At 70.1% G+C, this 14,662-nt stretch carries 12 protein-coding genes and 1 riboswitch; of the genes, 1 reads left to right on the forward strand and 11 read right to left on the reverse strand.

The annotated features are described in order from the left end of the window. Nucleotides 1-34: 34 nt before the first annotated feature. The 3 genes from OG842_RS05415 to OG842_RS05425 all read right to left on the reverse strand — a co-directional run bounded on the left by OG842_RS05415 (nucleotide 35) and on the right by OG842_RS05425 (nucleotide 4,553). Nucleotides 35-877, reverse strand: coding sequence for an SGNH/GDSL hydrolase family protein (locus tag OG842_RS05415; RefSeq protein WP_266727901.1), 843 nt, complete (start codon nucleotides 875-877; stop codon nucleotides 35-37). Nucleotides 878-1,066: 189 nt separating this feature from the next. Then, nucleotides 1,067-1,999 (reverse strand): M23 family metallopeptidase, encoded by a 933-nt coding sequence (locus OG842_RS05420; protein WP_266727903.1) that lies wholly within the window; start codon nucleotides 1,997-1,999, stop codon nucleotides 1,067-1,069. 3 nt (nucleotides 2,000-2,002) lie between these two features. After that, nucleotides 2,003-2,159: riboswitch (cyclic di-AMP (ydaO/yuaA leader) on the reverse strand. A gap of 297 nt (nucleotides 2,160-2,456) precedes the next feature. Continuing rightward, nucleotides 2,457-4,553 (reverse strand): alpha-galactosidase, encoded by a 2,097-nt coding sequence (locus OG842_RS05425; RefSeq protein WP_266727905.1) that lies wholly within the window; start codon nucleotides 4,551-4,553, stop codon nucleotides 2,457-2,459. 225 nt (nucleotides 4,554-4,778) lie between these two features. On the opposite strand from OG842_RS05425, the gene OG842_RS05430 reads away from it, so the two are divergent. Continuing rightward, nucleotides 4,779-5,594 (forward strand): tyrosine-protein phosphatase, encoded by an 816-nt coding sequence (locus tag OG842_RS05430; protein WP_266727907.1) that lies wholly within the window; start codon nucleotides 4,779-4,781, stop codon nucleotides 5,592-5,594. Nucleotides 5,595-5,603: 9 nt separating this feature from the next. On the opposite strand, the gene OG842_RS05435 is transcribed toward OG842_RS05430, so the two are convergent. The 8 genes from OG842_RS05435 to shc all read right to left on the reverse strand — a co-directional run bounded on the left by OG842_RS05435 (nucleotide 5,604) and on the right by shc (nucleotide 14,658). Then, nucleotides 5,604-5,771: a DUF6126 family protein gene (locus tag OG842_RS05435; protein ID WP_266727909.1), complete on the reverse strand. Its 168-nt coding sequence runs from the start codon at nucleotides 5,769-5,771 to the stop codon at nucleotides 5,604-5,606. Between the two features lie 33 nt (nucleotides 5,772-5,804). Continuing rightward, on the reverse strand, nucleotides 5,805-6,413 hold the full coding sequence (locus tag OG842_RS05440) for a helix-turn-helix domain-containing protein (RefSeq protein ID WP_266727911.1): 609 nt from the start codon (nucleotides 6,411-6,413) through the stop codon (nucleotides 5,805-5,807). A gap of 67 nt (nucleotides 6,414-6,480) precedes the next feature. Beyond that, the gene (locus tag OG842_RS05445) at nucleotides 6,481-7,878 is read right to left on the reverse strand and encodes an aspartate aminotransferase family protein (RefSeq protein ID WP_266727912.1); all 1,398 of its coding nucleotides are present in this window, start codon (nucleotides 7,876-7,878) and stop codon (nucleotides 6,481-6,483) included. After that, nucleotides 7,875-9,776, reverse strand: a complete 1,902-nt coding sequence (gene dxs, locus OG842_RS05450; protein ID WP_266727914.1) for a 1-deoxy-D-xylulose-5-phosphate synthase — start codon at nucleotides 9,774-9,776, stop codon at nucleotides 7,875-7,877. The genes OG842_RS05445 and dxs overlap by 4 nt, the downstream gene beginning before the upstream one ends. Nucleotides 9,777-9,802: 26 nt before the next feature. Then, nucleotides 9,803-10,969, reverse strand: coding sequence for a flavodoxin-dependent (E)-4-hydroxy-3-methylbut-2-enyl-diphosphate synthase (gene ispG / locus OG842_RS05455; protein ID WP_266727916.1), 1,167 nt, complete (start codon nucleotides 10,967-10,969; stop codon nucleotides 9,803-9,805). 4 nt (nucleotides 10,970-10,973) lie between these two features. Further along, complete coding sequence (hpnH, locus tag OG842_RS05460; RefSeq protein ID WP_266727918.1) at nucleotides 10,974-11,993, reverse strand: adenosyl-hopene transferase HpnH; 1,020 nt, start codon at nucleotides 11,991-11,993, stop codon at nucleotides 10,974-10,976. Nucleotides 11,994-11,998: 5 nt separating this feature from the next. Beyond that, a complete protein-coding gene (locus tag OG842_RS05465) occupies nucleotides 11,999-12,658 on the reverse strand; it encodes a phosphorylase family protein (protein ID WP_266727920.1) in 660 nt (219 codons plus the stop codon). Beyond that, entirely contained in the window at nucleotides 12,658-14,658 is a 2,001-nt protein-coding gene (gene shc / locus OG842_RS05470; protein WP_266727922.1) for a squalene--hopene cyclase, read from the reverse strand. The genes OG842_RS05465 and shc overlap by 1 nt, the downstream gene beginning before the upstream one ends. Nucleotides 14,659-14,662 lie beyond the last annotated feature (4 nt).

A 14,662-nucleotide genomic window follows, 5' to 3' on the forward strand; every position in this document is an offset into this window, starting at 1 on the left:
GGCGGGCGACGGCACCACGGACCCGGACCGCCGTCTAGAGCGGCAGGAGGTCCGGGCGCTTCGCTTCGACGTGGTCGCCGGAGGACTCGCCGCGCAGCCGCCGGCCGATCCACGGAACCAGGTACTCACGCGCCCAGTGGATGTCGTCGCGCCGTACTTCGAGGGTGCCGCGCTGTGCCTGCGGGGGCCATTCCTGGTCGGGGTCGGCCGGTACGTCGATGCCGAGGACCTGGGCGGCGCGCAGCGCGACCCTGGTGTGTCCCTCGGGCGACAGGTGGAGCCGGTCGTCGTCCCAGGCACGCCGGTCCTGGACGGACCGCAGCGACCACAGGTCCAGGACCGGGCAGTCGTAGCGGTCGGCGATGGCCCGCACATGGGCGGTGTAGGTGGCGATCTTGCCGCGCAGATGGCGCAGCACGGGAACGCCGCGGGTGTCGAAGCCGGTGGTGACCATGACCGTGCCGACCGCCCCGGTCAGCTCGGCGACCGCGCGCTCGAAGCGCTCGGCCACGTCGTCGGGGTCGGTGCCCGGCCGGATGATGTCGTTGCCGCCCGCGCAGAAGCTCACCAGGTCGGGTGCGAGCTCCTTGGCGCGCGGCACCTGCTCCTCGACGATCTGGTCGAGGAGGCGTCCGCGTACGGCGAGATTGGCGTATCTGAAATTCCCGTGCGCGGAGCCTTCCGCGCCCGTCGTATCGGGGTCCGGGAGCTGGTCCGCGAGAAGTACCGCGAATCGGTCCGCCCAGCCGACGAAGGTCCCGTCCGGGCCGGGGTCGCCGACTCCCTCGGTGAAGCTGTCGCCGATCGCCGCGTACGACCCGATGACGCCCTGTCGGTTGTTGACGCCACGTTGGTTTTTTCTCGAATCGTCTGCCACAAACGCTTATCCTGCACCGCCGAATGTGACCTACGCGACCGTAATAAAGGGTTGACGGGTGGTGAGATAGACCACCCGGTCAGTTTTTGGTAAAGGGGGAATAAGCAGAAGGGGCGGTGCGCCGCCGCGCACCGCCCCTTCCGTGTTGCTCAGGTCATGCTTTGTCGCTCAGCTGCCCGGCCGTTCGGCTCAGACGTAGATGCCGTGCGAGGCCAGGAAGGCGATCGGGTCGATGTCCGAGCCGTACGCCGGGCCCGTGCGGACCTCGAAGTGCAGGTGCGGGCCGGTGACGTTGCCGGTGGCGCCGGAGAGGCCGACCTGCTGGCCGGTGCTCACGGCCTGGCCCGCCGAGACGGAGATGGAGGACAGGTGGCCGTACTGCGAGTAGTGGCCGTCGGCGTGCTTGACGACGACCTGGTTGCCGTACGCGCCGCCCCAGCCCGCGGCGACGACGGTGCCGGAGGTGATGGACTTGACGCTCGTGCCGGTGCCGACGGGGAAGTCGATGCCGGTGTGGCTGCCGCTGGACCAGTTGGAGCCGGAGGCGCGGTAGTTGGTGGTGTGATTGCCGGGGACCGGGTGGACGTAACCGGAGCCGGTGTTCTGGGTGACGGCCGGGGCGGAGGCCGGGGCCTTGGACTCCGGGGCGGCGGCGGAGGACTTGGCCGGGGCGGACTTCTCGACGACCACCGAGGGCGCCTTCGACGGGAGGGCCGAGCCGGTGCCGGCGCCGGTGGGCGCGGCGTTGCCGGAGGCCTTGACGCCGAGGGTCAGCTTCATGCCAGGGAAGATCAGGCTGGGGTCCTCGCCGACGACCGTGCGGTTGTCCTGGTACAGCTTCTGCCAGCCGCCCTTGATCTGGTGCTCGGCGGCGATCTTCGACAGGTAGTCGCCGGAGACGACGGAGTACGTCGTGGTGGCGGCCTGCTTCTGCGCGGCCGGGGCGGCGTGCGTGGCGGCAGCCGACTGCGGCGCGGCGGCCGGGGCGGCCTGCTCCGCGGCCTGGGCACCGGTGGCGCCGAGCAGCGGCAGTGCGACGACGGCGCCGCCGGCGCTCACCGCGGCGACGCCACGGGCGATCGTGCTGATCTTCGAACGACGGTGCTTACCCGATATGGGCATGGCGTGTTTCCTCTCCGGCGCCTGCGAGGTGAGCTGTCGGGTTCGGGCTGGAGATGCCCGGCCGCGCTGAGCGCGACTTCACCCCGAGCCGGCCGGATTTCTCCGGTCGGCGGCTTACCTGGTTCCCCCGCTCCTGCCACGCGATGAGTGGATGTGAATTCCGGACGGCGGCAGGATTAGGCGGTCCGACCGGATTGACGGTGACCGTAAGCGAGTCGGGATGACGAGAACAAGCCACGGGTTCCACACGGGAATCCGCGCCGGGGAAATCGGCGCGGAATTCCGGTCACACTCCGTGGATTAAGGATCTTGGCTTTCCGCGCGGCGCACGGATTACCCGACTCTCCCGTCGCCACACACCGTCACGGATATGATCCCGCTCACGAGGCATCCCCCATGTCCCTTATAAGCAGGCCATGTTCGGGCATATGCCCCTATTACGGACATATGCCTCTCATCATCCCCGTCGGAGCCTCAGCACCCGGGCGTCGAGATCACCCCGGAGCCCGGTGTGCAGCCCCTGGTGCAGCAGTGCCGAACCGTGGTGCACCGCCCCCGTGTCCAGGCAGGTGTACGTCGCCGCGGGGTCGAGCCCGCGCAGCCGCAGTACCGGGGGCCGCTCCCCGTACCGCTGCGCCTCCAACCACATCAGGACCACTGCGTCGTCCCCATGGACGTACTGGACCGCGCTCAGTGAGCCGCGCGGCGCACGCAGCCGGTACTGCTCGCCCTGCTGCACGACCGGCCGGATCTCCTTGTAGAGGTCCACCCAGGTCCGCGCCTCCGCCAGCTCCGCCTCGCTCCACTCGGTGAGGTCCCCACCGACCCCGAGCACACCGGCCATCGCGCTCACGAAACGGAAGCGCAGCGAGCTGACCCTGCCGTTGAGCTGGTCGTTCGGGCTGTCGGTGACCCAGGCGGCCATCACCCGGGCCGGGTGGAGGTGCCCGAAGCCCTCCTGGATGGCGAGACGGTCGAGCGGGTCGGTGTTGTCGGAGGTCCACACCTGGTCCGTACGGGACAGGATCCCCAGGTCGATCCGGCCCCCGCCGCCCGAGCAGGACTCGAACGCGACCGCGGGATGCGCGGCCCTGAGCCGGTCGATCAGCGCGTACAGGGCGTCCACATGCTCGATCCACAGCTTCTGCGGGTACCCCTCGCCCGGCCAGCCCGCGTCGGTGAAGCAGCGGTTGAAATCCCATTTCACATAGTCGACCGGAGTTTCGGTGAGCAGTGTGTCCAGCTGTTCCCAGAGATATGCCTGCACATCGGGGCGGGCCAGATTGAGCACCAGCTGGTTGCGGTACTCCGTCCGCACCCGCCCGGGGAAGTGCTGAACCCAGTCGGGATGCGCGCGATAGAGATCACTGTCGGCATTGACCATTTCCGGCTCGACCCAGATACCGAACTGCATACCGAGCCCGTGCACTTCGTCGGCGAGCGGCTTCAGCCCGCCGGGGAAGCGGTCCGGATTCGGTGTCCAGTCACCGAGCCCGGCCCGGTCGCTGGTCCGCTGCCCGAACCACGCGTCGTCCACGACGAACAGCTCGACGCCCATCGCCGCGGCCCGCTCGGCAAGGGCCCGCTGCTGGTCCAGCGAGATGTCGAAGCCCGTCGCCTCCCAGGAGTTGTAGAGCACCGGCCGCAGGTTCGCCGCGTCCGGGATCACATGGGCCAGCTGCCAGGCGTGCCAGGCGCGGCTCGCCCCGCCGAACCCCTGCCCGCTCCACAGACCGGCGAAGACGGGCGTGGTGTACGACTCCCCCGGCGCCATCCGCAGCAGTCCGGAGTCGTCGTAGCCGGCGCCTCCGGTGATCTGTACGAGCCCGTCGGGCAGCCGCTGCACGGAGATCCGCCACGACCCGGACCAGCCGAGTGCGCAGCCGTACACCTCGCCGCTCTCCTCGGTCGCGGCGCCGTCGGCGTCCAGCGCGACCCAGGGCAGGAACTGGTGGCCGGTGTGGCCCCGCCTGCTGGAGATGACGCTCTCGCCATGGATCAGCTCCGCCCGTTCGAGCCGTGATTCCGCCGCCCAGCGCCCGTGCAGCCGGCTCAGCCGCCAGCCGTCGCGGGCGGGCAGCGACCAGGCGGCCGCGTCGGCGCGCAGCAGTTCCAGCGGCGGGCCGTCCGGGCCGGCGTGGGCGACGGTGGCCCACCGCTCCACGACGTCGGAGTCGTCCCGCATCCGGTAGTGCAGGGTCAGGGCGAGCCGGTGCACCGAGTCGATGAAACCGATCCGCAGCTCGTCCCCGTCCGCCTCGGCCGCGCCGAAGGCCCACTCGGTACCCCGGACCTCGGGGGTACGCACCGAGAGGGCCGGGCGGACGAACCTGGGCCCGCCCTCCACCGGATACTCCTCCCGGCCGTCGAGGTGGGACTCGAAGGCCCTGAAGGGCAGCTCCGGTGCGGCGGCCAGCGCCTCGGCCGCCGCGAGGCCGATCCTCGGCCCCCAGTGCAGATGGACCAACTCGTCCTGCTCGGTCAGTCGCAGTGCGTAGCTGCTGCTCGCCCCGGTGAGCAGCCAGGTCCGGCCGGTTTTGCCCGTCTCGATCATCGCATCCCCACATTCGAACAGTTCCGCACATCATCGACCATCGGTCGGGTGCGGGCAACGGCCCGGCGAGGAATTGGCCGGGCGGATTCAATGCGGGAGAACCGGAGTTCGCCCGGGTATCGACAGGGAAAGGCCGAGATGATTGCCTGAAGAATCAATGTCGTATCGTCGCGGGAGTGGCCTTGCCTGCGACTCGCGCCGGCATCAGACACTCCAGGAGTCACCGTGACGCAGCAGTTGCCGCAGATCCCGTCGACGGAACCCGAACTGGCGGGTGTCCGCAACTTCCGCGACGTGGGCGGGCTGCCCACCGTGGACGGGCGTCGGGTGCGGCACGGGCGGCTCTTCCGCAGCGGTCACCTCGCGCACGCCACCGCCGAGGACGCCTCGTTCCTCGGCGGCCTCGGCCTGCACACGGTCTTCGACTTCCGCAACGCGGCCGACCGCCGGCTCGACGGGCTGGACGTCGAGCTGCCGGGCGTACGGAATGTGAGCATCCCGCTCTCCGACCCGGCGGACGGCTCGCAGTTCTGGCACATGGTCCGCGACGGCGATGTCGAGCAGCTGCGCTCGATCCTCGGCGACGGCAAGGGGACGAACCGGATGATCGCCTCGTACCGCTCGATCATCCGGGACCGCACCGCCGAGCACAGCCGGGTGCTGCACGCTCTGGCCGAGGACAGCGTGCCCGCCCTGATGCACTGCGCGGCGGGCAAGGACCGGGCGGGGCTGTCGATCGCGGTGTCACTGCTCGCCGTCGGCGTCGAGCGCGAGGCCATCGAGGCCGACTACCTGAAGTCCAACGACGCCCACCGCCGCTACAAGGTGCGGCGCAGCGACACCTCGGCGGACGGCATGTCGGCCGAGGTGATGGAACTGCTGAACCCGCTCTTCGGCGCCCATGCCGAGTATCTGGAGGCGGCGTTCGCCACCATCGAGGAGACCTGGGGCAGCACGGACCGCTACTTCTCCGAGGGTCTGAAGCTCACCCCCGCGACCCGGGACCGGCTGCGCGACCGGCTCCTGGACGAGGCACGGTAGCGGGCCCGGTCAGCCCTTGCCGGCCACCGCGAAGAGCATGTAGAGGAAGGCCGCGACGATGTGTCCGGCGATGAGGTAGGCGAACAGCCGGATCACGACGCCGCGCGGAAACTTCCGCTCCTGGGCCTCGTAGTTCTTGCTGGACCCCAGCGGGTCGAAGTTCTCTGAATCGGACATGACGGTCCTCTCTGGCGACCGGGGGAGCCGGTCTCAGCGACGGTGGATACCGCTGCCGAGGCACAGCTCGGCGGCGGGGCTCTGCAGCAGGGTGTGGACGAAGAGCAGCTCGGCACCGTCGCGGTCGACGGCCGTGATCCGGTGCGGGGTGAGCGAGTCGAAGTGCGCGCTGTCGCCGGGGGCGAGGTCGTGCACGGTCTCCCCGAGCCAGACCCTCAGGTGTCCGGTGAGCACGTACAGCCATTCCTCGCCGGGATGGACGCGGACGAGATCGCTCTGCGCGGCCTGCGGGACCCGGACGCGGAGCGCTTGCATCGCCCGGCCGGAACCGCCGGCCTGCCGGTACATCCAGCCGTCCGCCTCGGCCCCCTCGAACTTCCCGCCGCGGATGATCGCGTCACGTTCCGGGGGCTTCTCGCCGAGCAGTTCGGAGACCGTCGTACCGTAGATCCTGGCAAGACCGAGCAGCATCGGCAGCGAGGGCTGGCGGCGGCCCGTTTCGAGCCGGGAGAGATGGGCGGGCGAGAGCCCGGCCCGCTGAGCGGCGGTCTCCAGGGTGAGACCACGGCTCCGACGCAGATCGCGCAGGCGTGGTGCGACTCCGGGCAGCTCGTCGGCCGCCCCTCCGTCTGGAGGATTCATGTACCCATTGGGCCAGGAGCCTGCCTGAGAGGCAAATTTCTTGCCTCTCAGGCAAAGATCTCCGGGATCAGCGGTTGGCGACCGCCTGCTTCACCAGTGTCCTGCCGAAGTCCCACATCAGCCCACCTCCGCTGTGTGCGTCATCCATCACAGCGGTGAACGCCGTGACGAACCGGTCGACGTCCGCCTCGTCGATCACCAGCGGCGGAATCAGCTTGATCACTTCCAGGTGGTCCCCCGAGACCTGGGTGAGGATGCGGTGCTTCTGGAGCAGCGGCACCACCACCATCTGCGCGAAGAGACCCTTGCGGGCCGCCTGCAGCATGGTCCAGCGGCTGCGCAATTTGAGCGAGGACGGCCGGCCGAACTCGATGCCGGTCATCAGCCCGCGCCCGCGCACCTCGTGCAGCAGCTCGTAGCGGTCGACCAGTGCGGTCAGCCGGTCGCGCAGCAGATCACCGGTGCGGCGCGCACGGGCGACGATCTGCTCGTCCTCCATCACCGCGAGTACCGCGAGCCCGGCCGCCATCGCCTGGGCGTTGGAGCCGAAGCTCGCGGAGTGCACCAGGACCCGGTCCATCGACGAGTAGACGCGGCGGAAGATCCAGTCCTTGCCCAGGGTCGCCCCGACCGGCACATAGCCGCCGGAGAGGGCCTTGGCGACACAGACCAGATCGGGCTCGACGCCCTCCTCGTGCTGGTACGCGTAGAAGTCGCCGGTCCGGCCGAGGCCGGTCTGCACCTCGTCGGCGATGAGCAGGGCCTTGTGCTTGTGCAGCAGCTCCTGCGCCTCCCGCAGGAAGCCGGGCGGCGCGGCGTGGACGCCCTTGCCCTGGATCGGCTCGACGACCAGGGCCGCCACGTCGCCGCGCTTCAGCTCGCGCCGCAGGGCGTCGAGATCGCCGAGCGGGATGGCGGTGTCCGGCAGCAGGGGCGCGAAGCCGTCCCGGAAGCCGTCCTCCCCGTTGACCGAGAGGGAGCCGGTCGTCAGCCCGTGGAAGGCGTGGGTGCAGTAGAGGATCCTGGGCCTGCCGGTGGCGTAGCGGGCGAACTTCAGGGCCGTCTCGACCGCTTCCGTGCCGCTGTTGCCGAAGAAGACCCGGTCCAGGTGCGGGCTGTGCGCGAGCAGCTTCTCGGCCAGCAGTCCGGGCAGCGGCTGGCAGTCGAAGCGGGTGAGGTCGGCGAGCGAGGCGTCCAGGACGTCGTGCAGGGCCTTGCGCACGACGGGATGGTGCCGGCCCAGGCCCATCACCCCGAATCCGGCGAGCATGTCGAGGTAGTCGTTGCCGTCCGCGTCCCAGAAGTGTGCGCCCTCGGCCCGTTCGTAGACCTTGTCGAAGCCGATGGTGTGGAGCATCCGGGGCAGCTGGTGATTGAGGTACCTGGTGTGCAGCTCGTAGCGCTCGGCGCCGCGCTCGGCGAGGAGCCGCGCCAGGTCGAAGCCCTTGGGCCCGTCGTCCTTCATTCCCCGCTCCCCTCGGTCCTCGTCGCCGCCTCCTTGGCGGCCAGTGCGGCGCTGATCCGGCCGGCGATCTCGACCGGGGTGAGCCCGATGTCGGCCAGCACCTCGGCACGTTTGCCGTGCGCCAGGAACTGCTCGGGGATGCCGAACGTGCGCAGCGGTACGTCGACCCCGGCGTCCCGCAGCGCCTGCCCCACCGCCGAGCCGACGCCCCCGGCCCGGCTGTTGTCCTCGACTACGGCGACCAGCCGGTGCCGGGCGGCGAGCGGGGGCAGTTCCCCGTCGACCGGTTTGACCCAGCGCGGGTCGACGACGGTGCAGCGGATGCCGGCCCCGGCCAGCAGATCGGCGGCCTTCAGGCAGACCGGGGCGAGTACGCCGACGGCCACGAGCAGTACGTCGGGGTCGTCCGCCCGGTGCAGCACGTCCATACCGCCGATCCGGCCGACCGCCGGGACCGGCTCCCCCACCGACTCCTTGGGGAACCGGATCACGGTGGGGGCGTCGTCGACGGCGACGGCCTCACGGAGCTGGGCGCGCAGTTCGCCGGCGTCGCGGGGGGCGGCGATCCGCAGCCCGGGGACGACCTGGAGGACGGACATGTCCCACATGCCGTTGTGCGAGGGCCCGTCGGGGCCGGTGACTCCGGCCCGGTCGAGGACGAAGGTCACCCCGCACCGGTGCAGCGCGACGTCCATCAGGAGCTGGTCGAAGGCCCGGTTGAGGAAGGTGGCGTAGACGGCGACGACCGGGTGCAGGCCGCCGGTGGCCAGTCCGGCCGCGGACACGGCGGCATGCTGCTCGGCGATGCCGACGTCCCAGACCCGGTCGGGGAACGCCTCGGCGAACTTCGTCAGCCCGACGGGGTGCAGCATCGCCGCCGTGATGGCCACGACGTCCGGCCGCTCCGCTCCGATCGCGGCGATCTCGTCCCCGAACACCGAGGTCCAGGAGGGCCCGCCGACGGGAGCGAGCGGTGCGCAGGTCAGCGGGTCCATCGCACCGACGGCGTGGAAGCGGTCGGCGTCGTCCAGGAGCGCGGGCGGGTAGCCGCGGCCCTTCTCGGTGAGGCAGTGCACCAGCACCGGGCCGTGGAAGCGTTTCGCCCGGTGCAGGGCGGATTCGACGGCCGCGATGTCATGGCCGTCGATGGGGCCGACGTACTTGAGCCCGAGGTCCTCGAACATGCCCTGCGGGGCGAAGGCGTCCTTGAACCCCTTCTTCGCGCCGTGCAGCGACTCGTAGAGCGGCTGTCCGATGACGGGCGTCTGCCGGAGCACGTCCTTGCCCCAGGAGAGGAAGCGCTCGTAGCCGTCGGTGGTACGGAGGGTGGCGAGGTGGTCGGCGAGGCCGCCGATCGTGGGGCCGTAGGAGCGCTCGTTGTCGTTCACCACGATGATCAGCGGGCGGTCCTTGGCGGCGGCGATGTTGTTGAGCGCCTCCCAGGCCATCCCGCCGGTGAGGGCGCCGTCACCGATGACGGCCACGACGTGGTCGCTCCGCCCCAGCACCTGATGGGCCTTGGCGATGCCGTCGGCCCAGCCGAGCACGGTCGAGGCGTGCGAGTTCTCGATGACGTCGTGCGCGGACTCCTCGCGGGACGGGTAGCCGGACAGGCCTCCCTTGCCGCGCAGCTTGGAGAAGTCCTGCCGTCCGGTGAGCAGTTTGTGCACGTAGCTCTGGTGCCCGGTGTCCCAGAGGATGCGGTCGGCGGGCGAGTCGAAGGCCCGGTGCAGGGCGATCGAGAGCTCCACCACCCCGAGGTTGGGCCCCAGGTGACCGCCGGTCCGGGCCACCGCCTGGATGAGAAACCGCCTGATGTCCTGGGCGAGTTCGTCGAGTTGTGCTTCGTTCAGCGCCTTGAGATCGTGCGGCCCCCGGATGCTCTCCAGAATCGTCACGCTCGGGCCCCCTCTCTGGTTCTGTTTCAGCTCACGGTGACGGCGGGAGCCCCCGACGGCTTCCCCGCCCCGTCCATGGACTCGGCGATCTTCAGGGCTTCCTCGATGAGCGTCTCTACGATCTTCGACTCGGGCACCGTCTTGATGACCTCGCCCTTCACGAAGATCTGCCCCTTGCCGTTGCCGGACGCGACACCCAGGTCCGCCTCACGGGCCTCGCCCGGACCGTTGACGACACAGCCCATCACGGCCACCCGCAACGGCACCTCCATGCCCTCAAGGCCCGCCGACACCTGATCCGCCAGCTTGTACACATCCACCTGCGCCCGGCCGCACGACGGACACGACACGATCTCCAGCCGCCGCTGCCGCAGGTTCAACGACTCCAGGATCTGGATGCCGACCTTGACCTCCTCGGCCGGCGGCGCCGACAACGACACCCGGATCGTGTCCCCGATCCCCTCCGACAGCAACGCACCGAACGCCACCGCCGACTTGATCGTCCCCTGGAACGCAGGACCCGCCTCCGTCACACCCAGATGCAGCGGATAGTCACAACGAGCCGCCAGCTGACGGTACGCATTGACCATCACCACCGGATCGTTGTGCTTCACCGAGATCTTGATGTCACGGAAACCGTGCTCCTCGAAGAGCGACGCCTCCCACAACGCCGACTCCACCAACGCCTCCGGCGTCGCCTTCCCGTACTTCGCCAGCAGCCGCGCGTCCAGCGAACCCGCGTTCACACCGATCCGGATCGGCGTACCCGCGTCCCCCGCCGCCCGCGCGATCTCCTTGACCTTGTCGTCGAACTGCTTGATGTTCCCCGGATTCACCCGCACCGCCGCACAACCCGCGTCGATCGCCGCGAACACGTACTTCGGCTGGAAATGAATATCCGCGATCACCGGGATCTGCGACTTCTTCGCGATCGTCGCCAGCGCGTCCGCGTCGTCCTGCGTCGGACACGCCACCCGCACGATCTGACAGCCCGACGCCGTCAGCTCCGCGATCTGCTGCAACGTCGCACCGATGTCCGACGTACGCGTCGTCGTCATCGACTGCACCGACACCGGCGCGTCCCCGCCCACCGCAACCGACCCGACCCGGATGCGCCGCGAGGGGCGGCGCATCGCGAGCGGACGGGCCGGCAGCCCGGGGAGACCCAGTGCGACCGGTTCTCCAGCGGTCATGACGTCACCGGTTCCCGGAGATGGTCTCGCGCGCGGCGCGCAGGGATTCCTTCAGCGATCCCATGGTGGCGAGCACGGCGGTGGGTTCGTAGCCGCAGTGCGCCATGCAGTTGGCGCAGCGCGGGTCCTTGCCGCGGCCGTACTTGTCCCAGTCGGTCTCCTCGATGAGCTGACGGTACGTCGGAACGTAGCCGTCGCTCATCAGGTAGCAGGGCCGCTGCCAGCCGAAGAGCGAGTAGTTGGGAATGGCCCACGCCGTGCACGGGAAGTCCGCCTTGCCCTCCAGGAAGTCGAGGAAGAGCGGCGAGTGGTTCAGCCGCCAGCGGGCCCGGTTGCCGCCCGCGAAGGTCTTCTTGAACAGTTCGCGGGTCTGCTCGACGCCCAGGAAGTGCTCCTGGTCGGGTGCCTTCTCGTAGGCGTAGGCGGGCGAGATCATCATCTCGTCGACCTTCAGGTCGTCATTGAGGTAATTGAGGACCTCGATGATGGTCTGCGGGGTGTCGGTGTTGAAGAAGGTGGAGTTCGTGGTGACCCGGAAGCCGCGCCGCTTGGCCTCCTTGATCGCCGCCACGGCCTCGTCGAAAACCCCTTCCTTGGCGACCGATTCGTCGTGCCGTTCCCGCAGCCCGTCGATGTGCACGGCGAAGGCGAAGAACGGCGAGGGCGTGAACTTCTCGATCTTCTTCCGCAGCAGCACCGCGTTGGTGCACAGGAAGACGTATTTCTTGCGCGCCACCAGCTGCCGGACGATCTCATCGATCTGCGGGTGCATCAATGGTTCGCCGCCCGCGATGGAAACCATCGGTGCACCCGATTCGAGGACGGCGCCCACGGCCTGGGCCACCGGCATGCGCTGCTTGAGCACGCCGGCCGGATGCTGGATCTTCCCGCAGCCCTCGCACGCGAGATTGCAGGCGTACAAGGGCTCCAGTTCCACGATGAGCGGGAATTTCTCCCGCCTGCGGAGCTTCTGTTCGATGAGGTACGTCGCAACCTTGATGGACTGACGGAGCGGCATGGCCATCTGGCTCACCTCCTGGGGAGCAGCAAAGATCGGTGCCATTCGTAGAAAGCAGGCAGGACGGCACGGAGAACTCGGAAAGCCGATATTCCACCGCGTATCGTGCCGATGCGGACGAGCTCATGCTCCGGAGCATCCACGACCACCCGTACGGCGGCAACCGGGCGCGGCCCGGACCGCAGAGCGGTGCGCAGCGTGGCGGCGGACTCCATGTCCACCGCGATGGCTCCGGTGGCCCGCAGCCCGGCCCGCTCATGTCCGCGTACGACATGGTCGGAGCCGGTCAGCGGACCGGTGTGGACGGCGCGGCCGGGTACCGCCCCGGCCAGGGCCTCGGCGAGCAGGCCCGGACCGGTGCAGACCGTACGGTCGCCGCCCTCCCGGGTCTCGTCGGCGACCACCAGGTCCCCGGGGTGCATGCCGGGCAGCAGCCCGGCGCAGAAGCCGGAGGCGAGGACCGCCGTGCCGGGCGCCCGGTCCTGACCGAGCGCCCGTGCGACGGCCGCCTCGGCGGCCCTGGGGCCCATGCCCGTACGGAGTACGGTCACCGGGCCGGGAGTGACGCCGGCCCTGCCCCGGCCGCTGCGCAGGGCGAACTGCTCGATGCCGAGCGCGCAGGCGATCAGCAGCGGCGCGGCGGGGCCGGCCGTCCCCGGGCCGTCGGCCATCAGGCCCCCTTGCGGGCGGCCGTGCGGTCGGCGAACGGCTCGCCGTACACGTACCGCCCGAGTGCGGTGAGCGGGAACACCTGGCGGTAGAGGTGGTAGTTGATGGAGAAGTCCCACGGGAATCCGGTGCCGGTGAAGTACGGCTCGTCCCAGGAGCCGTCGGCCTGCTGGGTGGCGGTGAGCCAGGCGACCCCGCGCCGCACGGCAACGCTGTCCCGGGCTCCCGCGGCGAGCAGCGCGAGCAGGGCCCAGGCGGTCTGGGAAGCGGTCGAGGCGCCGTGCCCGATCCACTTCTCCTCCCGGTAGGAGCGCAGGTCCTCGCCCCAGCCGCCGTCGTCGTTCTGCACGGACTCCAGCCAGCCGACCGCGCGACGGATCGCCGGGTGCGTCACGGGCAGCCCGGCGGCCACCAGCGCGGGCACCACCGACCCTGTTCCGTATACGTAGTTGACGCCCCAGCGGCCGAACCAGGCGCCGCTCGCCTCCTGTTCGGCGAGCAGCCACTCGATGCCCCGCCGGGTGACCCGGTGGCCGGCCCGTCCTTCGACGGCGAGCATCTCCACCACGTGCCCGGTGACGTCGGCGGACGGCGGGTCGATGACCTCGCCGAAGTCGCAGAAGGGCAGCCGGTTGGGGAAGGCGCTGGTGTTGTCGGCGTCGAAGGCGCCCCAGGCACCGTTGCGGGACTGCATGCCGATGTTCCAGCGGACGCCGCGCCTGATGGCGGCCTCGATGCGGGCCCGGTCGGGGTGGCGGACCCGGCGCAGTGCGAGGACCACCTCGGCGGTGTCGTCGATGTCCGGGTAGTTGTCGTTGTGGAACTCGAAGGCCCAGCCGCCCGGGTTGAGCCGGGGGCGGCGTACGGACCAGTCGCCGGGCCGGACGATCTCCTCGCCGAGCATCCAGTCGGCGGCCTTCACCAGCGCCGGGTGGTCGGGGCGGACCCCGGCGTCGGCGAGCGCGATGGTGGCGAGGCAGGTGTCCCAGACCGGGGACTGGCATGCCTCGATCATGCGGGCGCCGTCCTCTCGCCACACGGCGAACCGGTCGAGCGATTCGAGTCCGGCGCGCATCACCGGGTGGTCCAGGTCGTAGCCGAGCAGATGCAGGGCGATGACGGAGTACACGGCGGGCGGCTGGATGCCGCCCCAGCAGCCGTCGTTCTCCTGGCGTTCGATGATCCAGCGGGCCGCGGCGTTCATCGCGGTCCGGCGCAGCCCGCGCGGAGCGATCCGGTGATAGACGTGCAGCGCCTTGTCCAGGCGCTGGAAGACACCGTCCCAGCTGGCGGCCGGTGCGAGCCGCCTGGGCGGGTTCGGGTTGCTCCGATCGGTGTGGAGTTCGTCGAGCGGGAAGGGGGCCGGGCGTACCGGCCGCTTCGCCGAGACGATGGTGAGCGGCACGATGGTCTGGCGGGCCCAGCAGCCGAAGTCGTAGATGTTGAGCGGGGCCCATTTGGGAAAGAACATCAGCTCGGGCGGGAGTTCCGGCAGGTCGTCCCATTTCCACCAGCCGAACAGAGCGAGCCAGATCCGGGTGAAGACCCGGGCGGAGGCGATGCCGCCCTGTTCCCGGATCCATCCGGACGCGCGGGCCATGTGCGGTTCGTCCGGCCGGTCCCCGGCCAGCCGCAGGGCCACGTACGCCTCGATGGTGGTGGAGAGTTCACCGGGGCCGCCGTGGAATGTCGCCCACGTGCCGTCGCCCAGCTGTTCGCCGCGGATGAAGCGGCCGGCCGCCCGGACGGTGTCCGGGTCCTGGATGCCGAGGAATTGACGGAGCAGCAGGTCCTCGGCGTCCATCGTGACGTTGGTGGCGAGGTCGCCCTTCCACCAGCCCTGCTCGTCCTGCCTGCCGAGGAGGTGCTCCACCGAGCGTTCCGCGGCCCGCCGCGCGGCGGTGAACACGTCGTCCGCGGCGATGGTTGTGTCGGTCGGTTTGCTGGCCGAGGCTGCGCGGGGGTTCACGGCCCCGGTGCTTCCGTCGGTCGTCGCTGTCATGGCT

Source organism: Streptomyces sp. NBC_00376, assembly GCF_036077095.1.
GTDB lineage: Bacteria > Actinomycetota > Actinomycetes > Streptomycetales > Streptomycetaceae > Streptomyces.

Excerpts from the sequence above, each read along its gene's own strand:
- OG842_RS05420 (WP_266727903.1), bottom strand. The coding sequence starts at position 1,999 with ATGCCCATATCGGGTAAGCACCGTCGTTCGAAGATCAGCACGATCGCC.
- OG842_RS05425 (WP_266727905.1), bottom strand. The coding sequence starts at position 4,553 with ATGATCGAGACGGGCAAAACCGGCCGGACCTGGCTGCTCACCGGGGCG.
- OG842_RS05435 (WP_266727909.1), bottom strand. The coding sequence starts at position 5,771 with ATGTCCGATTCAGAGAACTTCGACCCGCTGGGGTCCAGCAAGAACTAC.
- OG842_RS05440 (WP_266727911.1), bottom strand. The coding sequence starts at position 6,413 with ATGAATCCTCCAGACGGAGGGGCGGCCGACGAGCTGCCCGGAGTCGCA.
- OG842_RS05445 (WP_266727912.1), bottom strand. The coding sequence starts at position 7,878 with ATGAAGGACGACGGGCCCAAGGGCTTCGACCTGGCGCGGCTCCTCGCC.
- ispG (WP_266727916.1), bottom strand. The coding sequence starts at position 10,969 with ATGACCGCTGGAGAACCGGTCGCACTGGGTCTCCCCGGGCTGCCGGCC.
- hpnH (WP_266727918.1), bottom strand. The coding sequence starts at position 11,993 with ATGGCCATGCCGCTCCGTCAGTCCATCAAGGTTGCGACGTACCTCATC.
- OG842_RS05465 (WP_266727920.1), bottom strand. The coding sequence starts at position 12,658 with ATGGCCGACGGCCCGGGGACGGCCGGCCCCGCCGCGCCGCTGCTGATC.
- shc (WP_266727922.1), bottom strand. The coding sequence starts at position 14,658 with ATGACAGCGACGACCGACGGAAGCACCGGGGCCGTGAACCCCCGCGCA.